The sequence below is a fragment of the Sanguibacter massiliensis genome (assembly GCF_900240335.1).
Lineage (GTDB): Bacteria > Actinomycetota > Actinomycetes > Actinomycetales > Cellulomonadaceae > Flavimobilis > Flavimobilis massiliensis.
In genome coordinates this window covers 1431757-1451747 of the sequence record NZ_LT964979.1, presented here as the reverse complement: position 1 = coordinate 1451747, position 19991 = coordinate 1431757, and the positions used below count along the sequence as shown (strand labels likewise).

General features: G+C 72.7%; 14 protein-coding genes and 1 riboswitch. Of the genes, 10 read left to right on the top strand and 4 right to left on the bottom strand.

All coding sequences use genetic code 11. The annotated features are described in order from the left end of the window. Positions 1-150 precede the first annotated feature (150 nt). Genes C1729_RS06775 through C1729_RS06760 form a run of 4 tightly spaced genes read left to right on the top strand, consistent with a single transcriptional unit; the run spans position 151 to position 4416 of the window. Complete coding sequence (locus C1729_RS06775; RefSeq protein WP_102509266.1) at positions 151-1329, top strand: ROK family transcriptional regulator; 1179 nt, start codon at positions 151-153, stop codon at positions 1327-1329. Further along, entirely contained in the window at positions 1326-2426 is a 1101-nt protein-coding gene (locus C1729_RS06770) for a substrate-binding domain-containing protein (protein WP_102509265.1), read from the top strand. The genes C1729_RS06775 and C1729_RS06770 overlap by 4 nt, the downstream gene beginning before the upstream one ends. Next, complete coding sequence (locus tag C1729_RS06765; protein ID WP_102509264.1) at positions 2423-3250, top strand: ATP-binding cassette domain-containing protein; 828 nt, start codon at positions 2423-2425, stop codon at positions 3248-3250. Before C1729_RS06770 ends, C1729_RS06765 begins: the two co-directional genes overlap by 4 nt. Next, positions 3247-4416: an ABC transporter permease subunit gene (locus tag C1729_RS06760; protein WP_102509263.1), complete on the top strand. Its 1170-nt coding sequence runs from the start codon at positions 3247-3249 to the stop codon at positions 4414-4416. Before C1729_RS06765 ends, C1729_RS06760 begins: the two co-directional genes overlap by 4 nt. A gap of 83 nt (positions 4417-4499) precedes the next feature. Here C1729_RS06760 and purU read toward each other — a convergent pair whose 3' ends face one another. Continuing rightward, the gene (purU, locus tag C1729_RS06755; protein WP_207204572.1) at positions 4500-5375 is read right to left on the bottom strand and encodes a formyltetrahydrofolate deformylase; all 876 of its coding nucleotides are present in this window, start codon (positions 5373-5375) and stop codon (positions 4500-4502) included. An 81-nt stretch (positions 5376-5456) separates the two neighbouring features. Between purU and C1729_RS06750 the strand changes: the two genes are divergently transcribed. From C1729_RS06750 to C1729_RS06730, 5 genes are all read left to right on the top strand, one after another. Then, positions 5457-5945 carry a GNAT family N-acetyltransferase gene (locus tag C1729_RS06750; RefSeq protein ID WP_102509262.1) on the top strand — a complete coding sequence of 163 codons (489 nt, stop codon included), beginning with the start codon at positions 5457-5459 and terminating at the stop codon, positions 5943-5945. 148 nt (positions 5946-6093) lie between these two features. Further along, a riboswitch (ZMP/ZTP riboswitch) is annotated at positions 6094-6185 on the top strand. An 84-nt stretch (positions 6186-6269) separates the two neighbouring features. Beyond that, the gene (gene glyA / locus C1729_RS06745; RefSeq protein WP_102509261.1) at positions 6270-7550 is read left to right on the top strand and encodes a serine hydroxymethyltransferase; all 1281 of its coding nucleotides are present in this window, start codon (positions 6270-6272) and stop codon (positions 7548-7550) included. Positions 7551-7609: 59 nt separating this feature from the next. After that, positions 7610-8491: a bifunctional methylenetetrahydrofolate dehydrogenase/methenyltetrahydrofolate cyclohydrolase gene (locus C1729_RS06740; RefSeq protein WP_102509260.1), complete on the top strand. Its 882-nt coding sequence runs from the start codon at positions 7610-7612 to the stop codon at positions 8489-8491. A 590-nt stretch (positions 8492-9081) separates the two neighbouring features. Beyond that, positions 9082-14436 (top strand): ExeM/NucH family extracellular endonuclease, encoded by a 5355-nt coding sequence (locus C1729_RS06735; RefSeq protein WP_102509259.1) that lies wholly within the window; start codon positions 9082-9084, stop codon positions 14434-14436. Positions 14437-14529: 93 nt separating this feature from the next. After that, positions 14530-15384, top strand: a complete 855-nt coding sequence (locus C1729_RS06730) for an exodeoxyribonuclease III (protein ID WP_102509258.1) — start codon at positions 14530-14532, stop codon at positions 15382-15384. 10 nt (positions 15385-15394) lie between these two features. Here C1729_RS06730 and rocD read toward each other — a convergent pair whose 3' ends face one another. The 3 genes from rocD to C1729_RS06715 all read right to left on the bottom strand — a co-directional run bounded on the left by rocD (position 15395) and on the right by C1729_RS06715 (position 18820). Then, positions 15395-16579, bottom strand: a complete 1185-nt coding sequence (rocD, locus tag C1729_RS06725; RefSeq protein ID WP_102509257.1) for an ornithine--oxo-acid transaminase — start codon at positions 16577-16579, stop codon at positions 15395-15397. 103 nt (positions 16580-16682) lie between these two features. Beyond that, positions 16683-17789: a non-hydrolyzing UDP-N-acetylglucosamine 2-epimerase gene (gene wecB, locus C1729_RS06720; RefSeq protein ID WP_102509256.1), complete on the bottom strand. Its 1107-nt coding sequence runs from the start codon at positions 17787-17789 to the stop codon at positions 16683-16685. A 26-nt stretch (positions 17790-17815) separates the two neighbouring features. Continuing rightward, positions 17816-18820, bottom strand: a complete 1005-nt coding sequence (locus C1729_RS06715; RefSeq protein WP_102509255.1) for a glycosyltransferase family protein — start codon at positions 18818-18820, stop codon at positions 17816-17818. Positions 18821-18856: 36 nt separating this feature from the next. On the opposite strand from C1729_RS06715, the gene C1729_RS06710 reads away from it, so the two are divergent. Next, positions 18857-19924 (top strand): glycosyltransferase family A protein, encoded by a 1068-nt coding sequence (locus C1729_RS06710; RefSeq protein ID WP_165375442.1) that lies wholly within the window; start codon positions 18857-18859, stop codon positions 19922-19924. Positions 19925-19991: the final 67 nt, after the last annotated feature.

The following is a 19991-nucleotide window of genomic DNA, read 5'->3' as shown; positions in this document are numbered from 1 at the left end:
AGCCGGTGCCACCGTTGGCGTCAAGTCTTGAACGCAAGAGATGTTCGATCGTGATGTTGGCTTTGGGAGGTGGAGTCGATGTGGTGCGGGCAGACCAGAACCTGGCGGCGTCCGCTGCTCACAGGAACGGATGCCGTAGGATCACCAACCGTGAGCATCGACCGGCTGACGCCGGGTTCGCAGACTTCACTGCGTGAAGCCAACCGGGCCCGCGTCGTGAATGCGGTCCAGCAGCGCGGCGCCCTCACGCAGGTCGAGCTGGCTGGCGTCACAGGGCTGTCCCCAGCCACCGTCTCGAACATCGTCAAGGAGCTCACGGCCGCGGGGGTTCTCGCAACCTCCCCGACATCCCGCTCGGGCCGGCGCGCCCAGCAGGTGACGCTCGCCCGCACCCTCGGTCTCGTCGGCGGGGTCCACTTCAGCAGCCGCACCCTGCGTGTCGCCCTCGCCGACACCTCCGGCCGCACCGTCGCCGAGCAGCGTATGCCCCTCGCGCCCGACCACCGCGCCGACATCGGCCTCGACCGCGTCGCCCTCCTCCTCGAGGAGATGCTCGAGCAGGTCGAGGCGACGCGCGACGAGCTCCTGCGTGTCGGCGTCGGCGTCGCCGCCCCCATCGACCAGGCCGACGGACGCGTCACCACACGCGGCCTCTTGCGCGGCTGGGACGGCGTCCGCGTCGCCGACGTCCTCGGCGAGCAGCTCGCCGTCCCCATCGACGTCGACAACGACGCGAACCTCGGCGCCCTCGCCGAGTCGCGCCAGGGTGCGGCGCGCGAGTTCCGCGACGTCGTCTACATCCGTGTGTCCAACGGGGTCGGGGCCGGCCTCGTCCTCGGCGGGCGCGTCCACCACGGCCGCTCGGGTGCCGCGGGCGAGATCGGGCACTCGACGATCGACGAGAACGGCCCCGTGTGCCGCTGCGGCAACCGCGGCTGCCTCGAGATGTACGTCGCCTCGCACGCGCTCCTCGCGATGCTCGAACCCACGCACGGCACCCTCTCGATGCAGGGCGTGCTCGACCGCGCCGCCGCCGGCGACCTCGGCTGCGTGCGCGTCCTCGAGGACTCGGGGAGGCACCTCGGTGTCGCGGTTGCCAACCTCTGTAACCTCGTCGACCCCGAGATTGTCGTCGTCGGGGGCCAGGTCGCCGCTGCGGGCGAGCTGCTGCTCGAGCCGCTGCGGGCCTCGCTCGCGCGGCGCGCCGTCCCGTCCGACGAGGGGCCCGTGCCCGTCGTCCCCGCCGAGTTCGGGACGCAGTCCGAGCTGCGGGGCGCCGTCCTCCTCGCCCTCGAGAACGTCGAGATCGCACGCGGGGGTCCCCGATGATCCACCTCTCGCTCCGGGTCCGCGCCGCGCGCCGCACCCGCGCCGCGGCGGCGCTCGCGGCGGCGCTCGCCGCGGCCGCCCTCGGCCTCGCAGGCTGCGTCCCCGCCGACGAGGGCCCGACGATCGCGTTCCTCATGCCCGACGCGACGACCGAGCGGTGGGAGCACCTCGACCGCCCCACGATGGAGCACGTCGTCGCGCAACGCTGCTCGACCTGCACGTTCCGTTACGCGAACGCGCGCGAGGACGCGCTCACGCAGCGTGAGCAGGCCGAGTCGTTCCTCGCCGACGGCGCCGACGTCCTCGTGCTCACCGCGGTCGACGGGGCGAGCGCCCTGTCGATCGTCGCCGAGGCGACGTCACGCGGCGTGCCCGTCATCGCGTACGACCGATTCCTCGCCTCCCCGGACGTCGCGTTCTACGTGTCGTTCGACCCGCGCCGGGTCGGCCGCATCCAGGGTGACGCGCTCGTCGCCGAGCTCGCGGCCCGCGGGAAGGCTGACGGCGGCATCCTCGTCGTCGGAGGAGCGGCGTCGGACCCCAACGCGGTCAACAACCGGGCCGGGCTCGACGCGGCCCTCGCAGGCACCGAGCACGCGATCCTCGCGGAGATCGACGTGCCGGGCTGGAGCCCCGACCTCGCCCGCGACTGGGTCGCCGACCAGATCGCCCGCGTCGGCGCCGAAAACGTCGCGGGAGTCTATGCCGCGAACGACGCCCTCGCGGCGGCCGCGATCTCCGCGCTCCTCGCGGCCGGCGCCGACCCCCTGCCCGTCGTCACCGGGCAGGACGCCGAGCTCGCTGCGGTCCAGCGGATCGTCGCGGGCCAGCAGACGATGACGGTCTACAAGGCCATCGCCCAGCAGGCCCGGACCGCCGCCGAGATCGCCGTGCGCATCGCGCGCGGCGAACCACCCGTCGTCCCGACCCGCGTCGACGGCGTGCCCTCCGTCCTCCTCACCCCGACGGGGATCGGCCGGGACGACGTCGCGAACATCCTCGTCGGAGGCGGCGTCCTCGCCGTCGACGACATCTGCACGCCCACCTTCGTCCAGGCCTGCACCGACGCCGGCCTCCTGCCGAGGAGCACCCCGTGACCACCGCCCCCGTCCTCGCCCTGCGCAAGGTCACGAAGACCTTCGGCGCTGTCCGTGCGCTCGTCGACGTCGACCTCGCCGTCCACCCGGGGGAGGTCCTCGCGGTCGTCGGCGACAACGGCGCAGGCAAGTCGACCGTCGTGAAGATCCTTGCGGGGGTGCTCGGCCCGGACACGGGCACGCTCGAGCTCGACGGCAACGCCGTGACGTTCCCGTCGCCGGGGGCGGCCCGCGCCGCGGGCGTCACCGCGGTGTTCCAGGACCTCGCGCTCTGCGACAACCTCGACGTCGTCGAGAACATCTTCCTCGGCCACGAGCTCCGCGAGCGCAGACGGCGGTCGGGTGCGCTGCTCGATGAGGTCGAGATGGAGCGGCGCGCATGGGAGCTCCTCGGCGAGCTCGCGGTGCGCCTGCCGTCCGTGCGCGTCCCCGTCGGGACGCTCTCCGGCGGGCAGCGGCAGGCCGTCGCGATCCTTCGCGCCCTCCACGGGGAGCCGCGCGTCGTCTTGCTCGACGAGCCAACGTCGGCGCTCGGCGTCGCCCAGACTGCCGAGGTCCTCACGCTCGTCGAGCGGCTGCGGGACCGTGGGCTCGGGGTCATCCTCGTGTCGCACTCCATGGCGGACGTCCACGCGGTCGCCGACCGCATCGCGGTCCTGCGTCTCGGGCGGCACGCCACGACGTTCGACGCGCGCACGACGAGCTATGAGGACCTTCTCGCCGCGGTCACGGGGGCGCGGGTGCCGGGCACGACGGCGGGGCCGCCCCGTCGCGCGTCGCACGAGGCCGACGCCCGCAGTAGTGCGACGGGAGGCGACCGATGAGCGGGCTCGACCTCTCCCGCCTGCGGGACCTCGCAGGCCGACGGGCCGCGGGCGGTCTTGCGGCCCTCGCCGTCGTGTGGATCGTCCTCGGGATCGCGACGCCGCGCTTCCTCTCCGCGGACAACCTCGTCAACGTCACGCAGCAGTCCGCCGTCACGGGGATGCTCACGCTCGGGGTCGTCCTCGTCATGCTCATCGGGCACCTCGACATCTCTGTCGGGGCGGTCTCCGGGCTGGGATCGGCGACCGTCGCGGTCGCCGTCGTCCAGCACGGCCTGCCCGAGGTGGTCGCGATCCTCCTCGCGATCCTCACGGGCGTCGTCCTCGGCCTCGCCTACGGGTTGCTCAGCACGCGTCTCGGGCTGCCCGGGTTCGTTCTCACCCTGGCGGGGCTCCTCGTCGCGCTCGGCCTCCAGCTGCAGGTGCTGGGCCGGACGGGAGCGGTCAACCTCCCGTTCGAGACGGGGCTCGTGCGGTTCGCGCAGCAGGCGTACGTGCCGACCCCGGTCGCGCTCGGCGTCGGGGCGCTCGTTGTCGTCGTCGTGGGGTTCCTCGGTGCGCACGAGCGGCGTCGGCGCGACCGCGCCGGACTTGCGGGAGACAGCTGGGTGCGGATCGGCACGCGGACGGGCCTGCTCGCGGCGCTGCTGCTCGGCGGCACCCTCTACCTGTCGACGGCGCGGGGCGTCGGGTGGATGTTCGTCCTGTTCCTCGTCGTCGTCACGGTGGTCGACGTCTGCCTGCGGCGCACGAGCTGGGGCCGCCACGTGCGGGCGATCGGCGGCAGCGTCGAGTCGGCCCGGCGCGCGGGGCTCGGCGTCGACCGCACGATCATCTCGGTGTACGTGCTGTGCTCGTCGCTCGCGGCGTTCGGCGGCGTCCTCGCGGCGGGGCGGCTCGCGGCCGCGAACCAGGGGACGGGCGGTGCCGAGCTGAGCCTCACGGCGATCGCGGCCGCGCTCATCGGCGGGGCGAGCCTCTACGGCGGGCGCGGGAGCGCGTGGTCGGTGGTGCTTGGCGTCGCGGTCGTCCAGTCGATCTCGACGGGTCTCGCGATGCTCGGTGCCGAGGCGTCGGTGCGGTACCTGATCCTCGGGGTCGTCCTCGTTGTCGCCGTCGCGATCGACGCGTCAGGCAAGCGCGAGGGCGGCCGGACGAGGGCCTAGCTGGGCCGGCCGTGCTCCGCCTCGAGGGGTTGCGCGTCAGCACCCCTCAGGGGTGCTCCGGCGCAAGCCCGCGCCGGGCTCCGTCAGCGGAAGATCACCGTCCGGTGCCCGTTGAGGAGCACGCGGTGCTCGGAGTGCCAGCGGACCGCGCGCGCGAGGACGCGCCGCTCGACGTCCTGCCCGAGCGCGACGAGCTCCTCGGTCGAGCGTGAGTGGTCGACGCGCTCGACGTCCTGCTCGATGATCGGACCCTCGTCGAGGTCTGCGGTGACGTAGTGGCTCGTCGCACCGATGAGCTTGACGCCGCGCGCGTGAGCCTGGTGGTACGGCTTCGCGCCCTTGAACGACGGCAGAAACGAGTGGTGGATGTTGATGATCCGCCCCTCGAGCCGCCGGCAGAGGTCGTCGGAGAGCACCTGCATGTACCGGGCGAGGACGACGAGCTCCACGTCGAGCTCGTCAACGAGCGCGAGGAGGGCGGCCTCGGCGTCGGGCTTCGTCTCCTTCGTCACCGGGATGTGGTGGAACGGCTTGTCGTAGAACGCGGCGAGCGTCGCGAGGTCCGTGTGGTTGCCGACGACGCCGACGACGTCGATCTCGAGCCCCTCCGAGCGCTGCCGGAACAGCAGATCGTTGAGGCAGTGCGCGGCCTTGGAGACGAGGACGAGCGTGCGCACGGGGCGCCCGACGACGTCGAGCGTCCACGTCATGTCGAAGCGGTCCGCGAGCTCGGCGACCGCCGCTCGCAGGACGTCGGGCTCGGCGAGCGTGCGGACCTGGACACGCATGAAGAAGCGGTCGGTCTCGGGGTCGCCGTACTGCTGGGACTCGGTGATGTTGCCACCGTTCTCGGCGAGCACCCCGGACACGGCGTGAACGATCCCGGGACGGTCCGGGCACGAGAGGGCGAGGACCCAGTGCGTCGGGTCGGGCGTCGGGGCGAGATCGGTGGCGGTCACGAGGGCGAGGGTAGTCCAACGCGCCGCGCGCGGGCGCGGACGCTGCGTGCGTGGACGTGGTCCACCTGACACGATGGGCTCATGAACGACGCCCTCCGCATCGGTCCTGTCACCCTCGAGCACGCTGGCGAGCTCCTCACGCTGCGGCGCGCCGCGTTCGTCACGGAGGCGCAGACGTACGACGACCCGTTCATCCCGCCGCTCACGCAAACGCTGGACGAGCTCCGCACGGACCTCGAGGCCGAGGGCGTCATCACCCTCGGCGCGTGGGACGGTCCGCGGCTCATCGGATCGGTGCGCGTCGAGCTCGAAGGGGCGAAGGCGACGCTCGGCCGCCTTGCCGTGGCCCCGGACCGTCAGGGCGAGGGCATCGGCACGCAGATGATGCTCACCGTCGCGCCCATGCTGCCGGAGGAGACCGAGGAGATCTGGGTCTTCACGGGCCGCGACTCCAAGCAGAACCTCGCGATGTACCAGAACCAGGGCTACGAGCACCAGTTCGACGAGACCGTCGGCGACCTCACGTACGCGTACCTGCGGCGGATCCTCGGGGAGGACGTCGAGGGCTGAGCCCAGCCGTGCCCGACGGTGCCGAGAGGCCAGCTGTGTCGGCGCCGTCGTCGTCCGGCCGTGCGCCACGCCAGGTCGGACGTGACACGTCGCACGTCCGCTTGACCCCCCCGGGACCTCGACGCGTGGGGTGCCCGGCTTGCTACGCTGTACCGGTCGCGACTGGCGCATTCAGGTGGGTCACCACCGGGGAGCGGCACCTTCTTCTCCGACTTCGGGTCGTTCGCCTGGGCCCCGGTCACCGCACCGTCGTGCGCGTGCCTGTCCGGCGCCCGCATAGACATGCACTTGACTGCACGTCCACCACGTCCGAAGGAGACGAGAATGAGCCAGCACGAGCCCGTGCTCGACCAGGGCCTTGCCGAGGTCGACCCGGAGATCGCCGCCGTCCTCGACGGTGAGCTTGCGCGTCAGCGCGGCACCCTCGAGATGATCGCGTCGGAGAACTTCGTCCCGCGCGCCGTCCTGCAGGCGCAGGGCTCCGTCCTCACGAACAAGTACGCCGAGGGCTACCCGGGCCGCCGCTACTACGGCGGCTGCGAGCAGGTCGACATCGCGGAGGAGCTTGCGCTCTCGCGTGCAAAGGACCTTTTCGGCGCCGAGTACGCGAACGTCCAGCCGCACTCGGGCGCCACCGCGAACGCCGCGGTCCTCCATGCGCTCATCAAGCCGGGCGACAAGATCATGGGCCTCGAGCTCGCGCACGGCGGCCACCTCACGCACGGCATGAAGATCAACTTCTCCGGCAAGCTCTACGAGGTCGCCGCGTACGGTGTCGACCCCGAGACGATGCGCCTCGACATGGACAAGGTCCGCGAGCAGGCGCTCGAGGCGCGCCCCGACGTCCTCATCGGCGGCTGGTCCGCGTACCCGCGTCACCTCGACTTCGAGGCGTTCCGCTCGATCGCTGACGAGGTCGGCGCGAAGCTCTGGGTCGACATGGCGCACTTCGCGGGCCTCGTCGCCGCCGGTCTGCACCCGAACCCGGTGCCGTACGCGGACGTCGTCTCCTCGACCGTCCACAAGACGATCGGCGGCCCCCGCTCGGGCTTCATCCTTGCGCGCGAGGAGTACGGCAAGAAGCTTGACTCGGCCGTCTTCCCGGGCCAGCAGGGCGGCCCGCTCATGCACGTCATCGCGGCCAAGGCCGTGTCGTTCAAGCTCGCCGGGAGCGAGGGCTTCAAGGCCCGCCAGGAGCGTGTCCTCTCGGGTGCCCGCATCATCGCCGACCGCCTCACGGCGGACGACGTCCGTGCGGCCGGCGTTGACGTCCTCACGGGCGGCACCGACGTTCACCTCGTGCTCGTCGACCTGCGCAAGTCCGACCTCGACGGTCAGCAGGCCGAGGACCTCCTCCACGCGGCCGGGATCACCGTCAACCGCAATGCCGTCCCGTTCGACCCGCGCCCGCCGCGCGTCACGTCGGGCCTGCGTATCGGCACGCCCGCGCTCGCGACCCGAGGCTTCGGCGACACCGAGTTCACCGAGGTCGCCGAGATCATCGCGACGGCCCTCAAGGGCGGCGCGGACGTCGACGCGCTGCGCGCTCGCGTGCAGCGTCTCGCGGATGCCTTCCCGCTCTACCCGGACCTGCAGCAGTACTGACGCACCGCACCGCCCGGCCGGGTCTCCCGGCCGGGCGGTCGCGCGTGGGAGGAGAACCCATGACCGCACAGATCCTCGACGGCAAGGCCACCGCGGCCACCCTGAAGTCCGAGCTCGCCGAGCGTGTCGCCGCCCTCAGGGCGCGTGGCGTGACGCCCGGCCTCGGCACCGTCCTCGTGGGGGAGGACCCCGGCTCGAAGGCGTACGTCGCGGGCAAGCACCGCGATTGCGCCGAGGTCGGCATCGCCTCGATCCGTGAGGACCTCCCGGCCGACGCCACCCAGGCGGACGTTGAGGCCGCGATCGCGCGCCTCAACGCCGACCCGGCGTGCACCGGGTACATCGTCCAGCTGCCGCTGCCCAAGGGCATCGACACGAACCGCGTGCTCGAGCTCATCGACCCGGACAAGGACGCCGACGGCCTTCACCCGACGAACCTCGGGCGGCTCGTGCTGCGCGTGAGCGAGACCATCGACTCGCCGCTGCCGTGCACGCCCGCGGGCATCCTCGAGCTCGTCGCCCGCCACGGCCTCAGCCTCGCGGGCAAGCACGTCGTCGTCCTCGGCCGTGGCACGACCGTCGGCCGGTCGATCGGCCTGCTGCTCACGCGCAAGGACGTCAACGCGACCGTGACGCTCACGCACACGGGCACGGTCGACGTTGCCGAGCACCTGCGGCGCGCGGACGTCGTCGTTGCGGCGACGGGTGTCGCGCACGTCGTGCGCGCCGCGGACCTCAAGCCGGGCGTCATCGTGCTCGACGTCGGTGTGAGCCGCGTCGAGGACCCCGCCACCGGCAAGGCCCGCCTGCTCGGTGACGTCCACCCGGACGTCGCGGAGGTTGCGTCGTGGATCTCGCCGAACCCCGGCGGGGTCGGCCCCATGACCCGCGCCATGCTCCTCGCGAACGTCGTCGACACCGCGGAGCGCCTCGCGCGCTGAGCCCCTCGCACGCTGAGCCCCCGGGCAACCGGAGTGTTCCGATAGCCGATCCGTGTACGTGTCGCGACTCGATCGGCTATCGGAACATGGGCGGCGATGCTCGATAGCGGATCCGTCCGCGTGAGCTGTGACGATCGGCTATCGAGGGCGCCGGGGCCAAGGCTGGGCCGGGGGTCGGGCCGAGCGCGGACGTGGCCCGGGACGGCCGGTCGTTCGTCGTAGATGCGATGGGTGCGCACCGGGACGTTCGTCCCATGGCGCGAGACCAGCGGCCGCATGGCGGGACCGCTCCCAAGGTCACCCCGGTGCTCACCCCCGCGACGCGAAGCGGCGCACGTCCACGTCGCCGCCTGCGGGCACCACGTCCGTCGGCGGGCGGCGAGCCTCGCTGACCTGCGCCGACGCGCACCACCCGACATGCGCCCGCCCGCCGACGTTCACCCCGCGACCCCAGCGCGGACACCCTCGCGGAGTTCCCTGAGAACGTCCAGGGCGCCGTATGCGGTGGCGACGGGCGTGGAACAGGCTGAGCCTGTCCCCACCGTCGACCAGCGCGTGCAACGGCGCACGTGCGAGATTGGGGTTTTTCCATGCGTCAGCACCCAGTGAGGGCAGGCGTCGTCGCGACGCTCGCCAGCGCCTCGATGATCGGGACCATCGGTCTCGTGACGGCGGGAGCGGCCACCGCCGCGGTCTCGCCCGAGGCGTCCGTCGTCATCAACGAGGTCTATGGAGGTGGTGGCAACTCGGGCGCGGTCCTCAGCCACGACTTCGTCGAGCTGAGGAACACCGGCACCACGCCGGCCGACCTCAGCGGCTGGAGCCTGCAGTACGCGGCCGCCGCGGGCACGGCCTGGAACAACAGGTTCGACCTCTCCGGCGTGATCCCCGTCGGCGCCACGTTCTTGGTGCAGCTCGCGTCGGGCGGCGCCACCGGGGCGGCGCTCCCGGCCGCCGACGCCACGGGCAACCTCAACCTCTCAGGGTCGAAGGGCAACGTCGCGCTCGTCAGCTCGACCACCGAGCTCAGCTGCCAGGCGGCCGCGTGCGCCGCTGACGACGCGGTCGTCGACCTCGTCGGCTTCGGCACCGGCGTCGCGTTCGCCGGCACCGGGCCGGCACCTGCCCCCTCGAACAGCACGTCGATTAGCCGCGCGAACGGCGTCAACACCGCGAACAACGCTGACGACTTCACCGCGGGCACCCCGACGCCGACGAACGCGAAGGGGGAGACGGAGCCGGGCGGGGAGCCACACCCGGAGCCCACCGGAGAGCCCACCGAAGAGCCCACCGGCGGCCCCGGCGACGGCGCGCTCGAGCGCACGATCGCACAGATCCAGGGCACGGGCGACGCGACCCCGCTCGCCGGCAAGCTCGTCCGCACGAAGGGCGTCGTCACGGCCGCCTACGAGACGGGCGGCTTCAACGGCATCGTCGTCCAGACCCCGGGTGCTGACACGACCCCGGATGCGTCGGACGCGGTCTTCGTCTACCTCGGCTCCGGCAACGGCGCGGGCGGCCACGCGATCGGCGACCACGTCATCGTCACGGGCACGGCCGCCGAGTTCAACGGACTCACCCAGATCGCCGGCCCAGGGCTCAAGGTCGTGGCCGACCCGTACGGGACCGGCGACGCCGTCCCGCTCGAGATCGCCTGGCCCGAGAAGGACACGGACCGTGAGGCGATCGAGTCGATGCTCATCGCGCCGCAGGGCGCCATGACCGTCTCGAACACGTACTCGACGAACCAGTACGGCGAGGTCGGCCTCGCGGTCGGCACGACGCCGCTGCGCCAGCCGACCGACCTCGCGCGACCCGGCAGCGCCGAGGCCGCAGACGTCGCGGCGGACAACACCGCGCGCGGCGTTGTCCTCGACGACGGTGCGTCGACGAACTTCACGTCGTCCGCGAACCAGTCGCAGACGCCGCCGTACGTCTCGCTCGTTGACCCGGTGCGCGTGGGTGCGAAGGTGACCTTCGACGCCCCGCTCGTCGTCGACTTCCGCAACAACACGTGGAAGCTCAACCCGACGTCGCAGGTGACGCCCGGCCACGAGACCGCGTCGTTCGAGGACACGCGGACCGACAAGCCGTCGGCCGCGTCGCTCGGCGACGGCGACCTCACGGTCGCGTCGTTCAACGTCCTCAACTACTTCACGACGCTCGGCAAGGACGTCGCCGGCTGCACGCCGTACACCGACCGGGCAGGCCGCGGCATCACGGTGAAGAGCTGCCCCGGCAACGGGCCGCGCGGCGCGTGGGACGAGGCGAGCCTCGCCCGCCAGGAGGCGAAGATCGTCGCAGCGATCGACGCGCTCGACGCGAGCGTCGTCGGCCTCATGGAGATCGAGAACTCCGCGAAGCTCGGCGAGACGCCCGACGAGGCCGTCGCGACGCTCGTTGCCGCCCTCAACGCGAAGGCCGGCACGAACCGCTGGGACTACGTGCGCTCGTCCGCCGACCTGCCGCCCGTGAGCGAGCAGGACGTCATCACGAACGCCATGATCTTCCAGGAGGACGAGGTCACCCCGGTCGGTCCGTCCCTCGCCCTCGGCGACCTCTCAGGCTCCGGCGAGCCGTTCGTCAACGCCCGCGAGCCGCTCGGGCAGGCGTTCGCGCCTGCGGGCGGCGGCGAGCCGTTCCTCGCGGTCGTCAACCATTTCAAGTCGAAGGGCTCGGCAGGCCCGCTGCAGGGCGACGAGGACTCGGGTGACGGGCAGGGTGCCTCGAACGCCTCGCGCAAGGCGCAGGCGACGGCGCTCGCGGCCTGGGTGCCGACCGCGCTCGCCGACCTCGCCTCGGCGGGTCACACGGTGAACGACGTCGCGCTCCTCGGCGACTTCAACTCCTACGCCCAGGAGGACCCGATCGACGTCCTCCGTGAGGCTGGCTACACGAACGCCCAGGTGAAGAACCCGGCGACCGAGTACTCCTACTCGTTCTCCGGCCTCTCCGGCTCGCTCGACCACGTGTTGCTCAACGCCTCCATGCTCGAGCGTGCGACCGGCGCGGACATCTGGAACATCAACGCACCGGAGTCCATCGCGCTCGAGTACTCGCGCTACAACAGTCACGGCAAGCTCTTCTACGACGAGAGCGCGTTCCGCTCGTCGGACCACGACCCCGTCATCGCCGCGTTCCAGGCGAACGACGCGTCTGCGACCTCGAAGCTCACGTTCCTCAACATCAACGACTTCCACGGTCGGATCGACAGCAACACCGTGAAGTTCGCGGGGACGATCGAGCAGCTGCGCAAGTCGGCGGGGGAAGGCTCGACGCTCTTCCTCTCCGCGGGTGACAACATCGGTGCGTCGCTGTTCGCCTCGGCGTTCCAACAGGACACCCCGACGCTCGAGGTCCTCAACGCCCTTGGGCTCGACGCCTCCGCGGTCGGTAACCACGAGTTCGACCAGGGCATCGCCGACCTCACGGGCCGGGTCACGGACACGGCCGACTTCCCGTACCTCGGCGCGAACGTCTACGCCAAGGGCACGAGGAATCCGGCGCTGCCCGAGTACGCGCTCGTCGAGAAGGACGGCCTCACCATCGGGGTCATCGGCGCCGTCACGCAGGAGACCCCGACGCTCGTCACGCCCGCTGGCATCGCGAACCTCGACTTCGGTGACCCGGTCGAGGCGGTCAACCGCGTCGCGGCCCAGCTCTCGGACGGCGACGAGTCGAACGGCGAGGCGGACGTCCTCGTCGCCGAGTTCCACGAGGGAGCCTCGGCCGGCGACACGGAGAGCACGACGCTCGAGGCCGAGCTGGCCAAGGGCGGCGCGTTCGCGAAGATCATCACCGAGACGTCGGCGCTCGTCGACGTCATCTTCACGGGCCACACCCACAAGAAGTACGCGTGGCTCGCACCCGTGACGGGCGGCGGAACCCGCCCCATCGTGCAGACGGGCAGCTACGGCGAGAACGTCGGCGTCGTCGAGCTCACCGTTGACCGCGCGACGGGCGCCGTCACCGACGCGACCGCACGGAACGTCGCTCGGTCGACGACGGCCGACGACGCGCTCGTCGCGGAGTTCCCGCGCGTCGCCGAGGTGAAGTCGATCGTCGACAAGGCGCTCGCCGAGGCGAACGAGATCGGCAAGCAGCAGGTCGGCTCCGTCACCGCTGACATCACGACCGCGTTCTCCGGTGGTTCCTACGGCCCCGACGGCTACGTCGGTCCGGGACCGAAGGTTACCGACGGCCGTGACAACCGTGGCGCCGAGTCGACGCTCGGCAACCTCGTCGCCAACGCGCTCCGCGACACGCTCTCGGGCGTCCAGGCCGGCGCCGACATCGGCGTCGTCAACCCGGGCGGACTGCGCAGCGACCTGCTCTTCGCGAAGAGCGGCGAGGAGGCCACCGACGGCATCGTCACCTTCGCCGAGGCCAACGCGGTGCTCCCGTTCGTCAACAACCTCTGGTCGACGACGCTCACGGGTGCGCAGCTCAAGACACTGCTCGAGCAGCAGTGGCAGACGAACCCCGACGGCACGATCCCGTCCCGCAAGTACCTGCAACTCGGGCTGTCGGACAACGTCTCGTACACGTTCGACGAGTCGCGTCCGCTCGGCGACCGCATCACGTCGATCACGGTGAACGGCGCGTTCGTCACGGTGTCGGACTCCTTCCGCGTCGGGACGTTCTCGTTCCTCGCGACCGGAGGCGACAACTTCCGCGTCTTCACTCAGGGCACGGGCACGGTCGATTCGGGCCTCATCGACCGTGACGCATGGATGGCCTACCTCACGGCGAACCCGGGCCTCAGCCCGTCGTTCGCGGAGCGGGCCGTCGGGGTCACGGGCAACCCGGCGACCGTCGAGGCGGGCACGGCGCTCTCCTTCGACGTCAGCGGTCTCGACCTCACGAGCCTCGGCGCGAAGCGCAACACGGAGATCACCGCGACGTTCCACGGGGGCACGCTCCCGACGGCAGGCGTCGGCCTCGGCACGTTCGCCGTCACCGAGGGTACGTCCACGGTCGCCGGCACGGTCCCCGCGGGGGCCGCAGGTGCGACGAGGCTCCGTCTCACGGTCGCGCCGTCGGGCACCGTCGTCGAGATCCCGCTCACGGTGACGGCCCCGGTCGTCGTCGACCCGGTGCGCACGAGCACGTCGCTCAGCGTCACGGGTGACCGGGTCGAGGGTCGCGAGCTCACGCTCACGGCTCGCGTGACGCCGGCCGCCGCCGGCGTCGTCGAGCTTCTCGACGGGGCGACGGTCCTCGGACGCGTCACGGTGGCCTCGGGCATCGCGACGTACCGCACGTCGAGCCTCACCGCGGGCGTCCACCGGCTCTCCGCGCGGTTCGTGCCGACCGACCCGACGGCGTACGCCGGGTCGACGTCCGCGACGAGCCTCGTGACGATCGCTGCGAAGCCCGTCGAGAAGTCGAAGGTCACGGTGAAGGCGAAGGTCTCACCGTCTCGCGTCGACTACGGCCGGGCGGCGAAGGTCACGGTCACGGTCGTCGGGAAGACCTCGGCGCCCCGGGGCGTCGTCGGGATCTACGACGGCTCGAAGCGCATCGCGCGAGCCACGCTCAGCGTGTCGGGCCGCACGGGCAAGGTCACCGTGACCCTGCCGAAGACCCTCAAGGTTGGCACGCACCGTCTCACGGCTCGCTACGGAGGAACCTCGACGACGCTCGCGGGCATGTCGAAGGCTACGACGCTCCGGGTCGTCAAGGCGAAGCCAAAGGTGTCCGTCACGGTGGCGCGTGACGGTCGGAGCCTCACGGTGCGCGTGAGCGCGAAGGGCTACACGCCGACGGGCAAGGTGTCGGTGCGGGTCGACAAGGGAGGTTCGAAGCTCGTCACGCTCCGCAAGGGCAGCGCGACGGTCAAGCTCTCGAAGCCGCGTCCTGGCCGGCACACGTACACGGTGACGTACCTTGGCACCGACGGCACCGCCGGCAAGACCGTCAAGGTGACTCGCGTCATCCGCTGACGCTTCTCTCCACGGCGGGGTCGTGCGCGCGAGCGCACGGCCCCGCCGTGCTGCTCCGGGCGCTCGTGCGGGATGTCGGAGGCATGGGGGAGGATGGTGGGCGCCGGGCGACCCCGGCCTCGCCCGTCCGTACCTGCAGGAGGACCCGTGTCGATCAAGGTCACGACGGTCAACGTCAATGGAATCCGTGCCGCCTACCGCAAGGGCATGGACGCGTGGCTCGCGACGGAGGAGCCGGACGTCGTGCTCGTCCAGGAGGTGCGGGCGCCCGACGACATCGTGCGGTCGCTCATCGGCGACGGCTGGCACGTCGTCCACCAGGCGTGCACCGTCAAGGGGCGCGCGGGCGTCGCGATCGCGTCGCGCTTGCCGCTGTCGGCCGCGCGCATCGGTCTCGCCGAGGTCGAGCCGGACGTCGACACGGGCCGCTGGGTCGAGGCTGACGTCGAGCTGCCGTCGGGCGGGACCCTCACGGTCGTCTCGACGTACATCCACTCGGGCACGGCGGGCACCCCGAAGATGGACGAGAAGTACGCGCACCTCGAGAAGGTCACGGCACGGATGCGTGAACTTGCCTCGGCGGGCGGGTTCACGGTCGTCGCGGGCGACATCAACATCGCGCACCGCAACAACGACATCAAGAACTGGAAGGGCAACCTCAAGAGCGCGGGCTTCCTCCCCGAGGAGCGCGCGTACCTCGACGTGTGGTTCGACGAGCTCGGCTTCGTCGACCTCGGCCGACGCTTCGCGGGGGACGTGCCGGGCCCGTACACGTGGTGGTCCAACCGTGGGCAGGCCTTCGACAACGACGCGGGCTGGCGCATCGACTACCACCTCACGACGCCCGCGCTCGCGGACGCCGCACGGTCGATCGAGGTGGGTCGGGCCGCGAGCTACGACACCCGCTGGTCGGACCACGCCCCGCTCACGGCGGTCTACGACATCTGAGTCGCAGGCTCTACGGCCGCAGCGACTCGAGCGACTCGCCGAGGATCGCGATCCCGTGGTCGAGGTCCTCGGCGCGGATCGTCAGGGGAGGTGCGAGCCGCAGCGTGCGACCGTGCGTCTCCTTGGCGAGCACGCCGCGGCCGGCCATCGCCTCGCACACGGATCGCCCGGTGACGCCCCAGGCGTCCGGGACGTCGACGCCAGCCCACAGCCCGACGCCCCGCACGGCGTCGAGCAGCCCCGCCCGGCGCAACTCGTCGAGGCCGTTGTGCAGGCGGGCGCCGAGGGTGCGTGCGCGCTCCTGGAGGTCGCCCGGCTCGAGCAGCCCGACGACCGCGAGGCCGACCGCGCACGCGAGCGGGTTGCCGCCGAAGGTCGAGCCGTGGGTGCCGGGCGTGAGGAGGTCGAGCACGTCGGCGCGCCCGACGACGCCGCTCACCGGCAGGATCCCTCCGCCGAGCGCCTTGCCGAGGCACGTGAGGTCGGCGTGCACGTCGCTCAGCTGCGCGGCGAGCGTCGTGCCCGTGCGCCCCAGTCCGGACTGCACCTCGTCGAGGACGAGCATCGTGCCCGTGACGTCGCACAGCGCGCGCAGCGCCGGCAGGTAGCCGGGCGTCGGGACGACGACTCCGGCCTCGCCCTGGACCGGTTCGACGAGCACCGCGACGGTCGTCGCGTCGATCGCAGCCCGCACGGCCTCGATGTCGTCGTACGGGACGACGCGGAAGCCGGGCGTGTACGGACCGAAGTGGTCGTGCGCGTCCGGGTCGGTCGAGAACGACGTGATCGTCGTCGTGCGGCCGTGGAAGTTGCCGGAGGCGACGACGATCGTCGCCTCGCCGTCCGGCACGCCGCGCATGAGGTAGCCCCAGCGACGCACGGCCTTGATCGCGGTCTCGACGGCTTCCGCGCCCGTGTTCATCGGCAGGAACCGCTCGGTGCCCGTGAGGCGTGTGAGCGCGTCGGCAAACGGCTCGAGCAGTGGGTGCTCGAATGCGCGTGACGTGAGCGTGAGCCGGTCGAGCTGCGTGTGCGCGGCGGCGACGAGAGCCGGGTGGCGGTGGCCGAAGTTCAGCGCCGAGTACCCGGCGAGCAGATCGAGGTATCGGCGTCCCGAGGTGTCGTGGACCCACGCCCCCTCGCCGCGGGAGAGGACGACGTGCAGGGGCTCGTAGTTGTGGACCAGCGCGGACATCGTTGACCTCCCGGACCAGGGGAGCCGGTGGACCGACACCCGGTCACCCGAGCGTAACGCGAGCCCTGCGGCCAGCCGAAGGGGTCGGCGAGCAGTCCGGACGTCAGGCGCGTCGCTCGACGAGCGCGCGCAGCGCCTCGATCGTGCGGGGCGCTGCGTGGCCGTCGCCGTACGGGGTCGCCTCGGTCGGGGCGGGCGCAGGCCGTGCGGCGGCCGCGCCGAGCGGCGTGCCGCCGGCCGTGCCCGACGGGTCGCGCGGGTCGACGAGGACGTTCCAGCCGAGCTCGACGGTCTCGACCCACTCGGTCTCGGTGCGGACCGTCGTGCAGGGTACGCGCAGGAGGAACGCCTCCTTCTGGAGGCCGCCCGAGTCGGTGACGACGCCGCGCGACGCGAGGACCGCGCCGACGAGCTCGGGGTAGGCGAGCGGCGCGTGGAGGCGCACAGCGCCCGACCACTCAACGCCCGCCTCGGCGGAGCGGGCGACGAGCCGCGGGTGCGCGAGCAGCAGCACGGGCACGGACAGCGCCATGAGCTCGGCGGCGATCGCGCGCAGCCGCGCGGGGTCGTCGGTGTTCTCGGCGCGGTGGAGGGTCGCGACGAGGAACTCGCCGCGGGCGAGCCCGGCCGCGGCCAGCACGGCGTCGACCGCCGAGGTGTCGGCGAGGGCGCGCTCGCGCACCTCGAGCAGAACGTCGGTCATGACGTCGCCGACGAGCACGGTCGAGCTCGCGAGGCCCTCGGCGGCCAGGTGCTCGACGGCCACGGCCGTCGGCGCGAGGCACAGGTCGGCGGCGTGGTCGGTGAGGACGCGGTTGATCTCCTCGGGCATCGCCCGGTTGAACGAGCGCAGCCCGGCCTCGAGGTGCGCGACGGGCACGTGGAGCTTCACCGCGGACAGGGCGCCGGCGAGCGTCGAGTTCGTGTCGCCGTAGACGAGGACGACGTCGGGCGCGAGTTCCGTGATCGCGTCGTCCATCGCGGCGAGGATCTGCCCGGTCTGGGCGCCGTGGCCGCCTGAGCCGACGCCGAGGTGACGGTCCGGGGCGGGGATGCCGAGGTCGCGGAAGAAGACGTCGGAGAGCATCGGGTCGTAGTGCTGACCCGTGTGGACGATCGCGTGCTCGACGTCCACCGCGGCGGCCGCGTGCGCGACCGGCGCGAGTTTGACGAACTGCGGACGGGCACCGACGACGGAGAGGATCTTCACGCCGCGAGCCTACCGGCGCGCGCAGGTCAGAGCGTCGCGTAGAGCCCGAGCAGCCGGTCGAGGATGCGCTCGGCCCCGTGCTGCTCCCGCACCCACGTCGTGCGTGCGGCGCGGGCCGCGGCGGAGTCGTCGGGCCCCGCCGCGAGGGTCGCGCGGACGACGTCGACGAGCGTGCGCTCGTCCGACGCGACGACGGGCTCGTCGCCGCGCACGTGCGCGACGAGCGGCCGCCCAAGCGCGAGCGCCTCGAGGTCGGAGATGCCGAGTGCGCCCGCGCGCTGCTGCCCGACGACGAGGTCGGCGCCCGCGAGGAGCGCCCGGAACCCGGCCGCGTCCTGGAGCGGCACGAGCCGCACGCCCGCCGCGCGAGCGTCGGCCGCGTACGTGCCCCAGTCAAGGCCGACGACGTCGAGCCCGTCGGCAACGAGCGCGCGTGCCGCCGTGACGAGCGACGTGCCGCCCTTGGCGTCGTCCCACCGCATGTTGAGGACGACGCGCGTGCCGCGCGGCGGCCCCGCGGGGTCGGGAGCCGGGGCGGGCGTCGCGAAGAGCGCGTCGGGCACGGGGTTGGGTAGGTAGATCGCGTCGTCGCGCAGTTCGCGGGCGAGGTCGAGGAGGTCGGGCGTCGCGACGAGGACGAGGTCCGCGCGGCGCAGCGCGGCGCGCACGACGGGACCGAGCCAGCGTGAGCGCGCGTCGACCCGCAGGTCCGTGCCGTGCAGGTGGAGGACGACGGGGCGGCGCGTCACCCAGCCGTAGTAGCCGGTGACCCCGTAGTGGAGGTGCGCGACGTCGGCGCGCGCGAGCGGGCGGACGGCCCCGGCGAGGTCGAGCGCACGACGCGCCGCGACGACCGGCGCAGGCGCGCCCCGTCCCGCGGGGATGCGCCGCAGGTCCCACGGGAGGCCGCGCGCCCGGGCCGTCGCGACGAGCGTCGTCGCGACGCCCGCGACGTCGTTGACGTGGAGCACACGAGGACCGGCGACGGGCCGGGCCGCGTCGGCGGGACCGTCGGGACGAGAGGCGGGCACGCCCCCGAGAGTAGTCGCACGCCCTACCCTGGGGACGTGAACGAGCCCGAGGTCGACGTCGTCGTCGCTGTGCACACGCCCGAGCGGCGCGTCGAGCGCGCCGTGCTCTCCGTCGTCCTCACCGAGGCCCCCGTGCGGGTGACGGTCGTGTGCCACGGGACGCCGCTCGAGCCGATCGCGGAGCGGCTCGGCGTCCTCGCCGAGGACCCGCGCGTGCGCCTCCTGCCGTTCGCGGACGGTGTGCCGAGCCCCGCCGGGCCTTTCAACGCCGGACTCGATGCGGCGACCGCCCCATGGGTGTCGGTGCTCGGTTCGGACGACGTCCTCGAGGTCGGCGCGATCGACTCGTGGCTCGCTCTCGCGGCCCGCACGGGCGCGGAGGCGGTCCTGCCGCGGCTGCGGCACGCCGCGGGCGCCGTCGTGCCAACGCCGCCCGCCCGGCCCCGGCGGACGCGCGGGCTCGACCTCGTGCGGGACCGACTCGCGTACCGCACAGCCCCGCTCGGGCTGCTTTCGCGCGCTGCGCTCGACCGGCTCGGGCTGCGCATGACCCCGGGGCTGCCGTCGGGGGAGGACCTCGCACCGTCGACGCTCCTGTGGGCCGGTGCGCGCGGCGTCGCGTTCGACCGGCGAGGGCCCGCCTACGTCATCGGCGCGGACGCCGCCGAACGCGTGACGCTCACGGTCCGGCCCGTCGCCGACGACCTCGTACCCGTCCTCGACCTCGTCGCACGTCCCGAGCTGCGCGACGCCGACGCGCGCGTGCGCGCCGCCGTCGCCGCGAAGCTCGTGCGGATCCACGTCCTCGCGGCGGTCCACAACCGTCGGACGACGGGCCTCGACGACGCGGACCGGGCCGCGCTCGCGGCGGGAGCCGACGCGGTCGTCGCGCTCGCCCCGACCGTGCTCGACGTGCTCTCGCGCGCCGAGCGCGACCTCCTCGACGCGATCGCCGCCGGCGCGACGACCGAGCAGCTCGCCCGGCTCTCCGATCGGCGCCGCCGTCACGGCACGCCCGCGACGCTCGTGCCGCGCGATCTCCGTCGCGCGCTGGCACGCGAGGCTCCGCTACGGCTCATGGCGGCGTCGGTCCTCGTTCGCTGAGGTCGCAGGCGCTGCCCGGACACGACGTGGCCGCCGCTCCGCGGGGCGCGGTGCGTCGATATGCTCG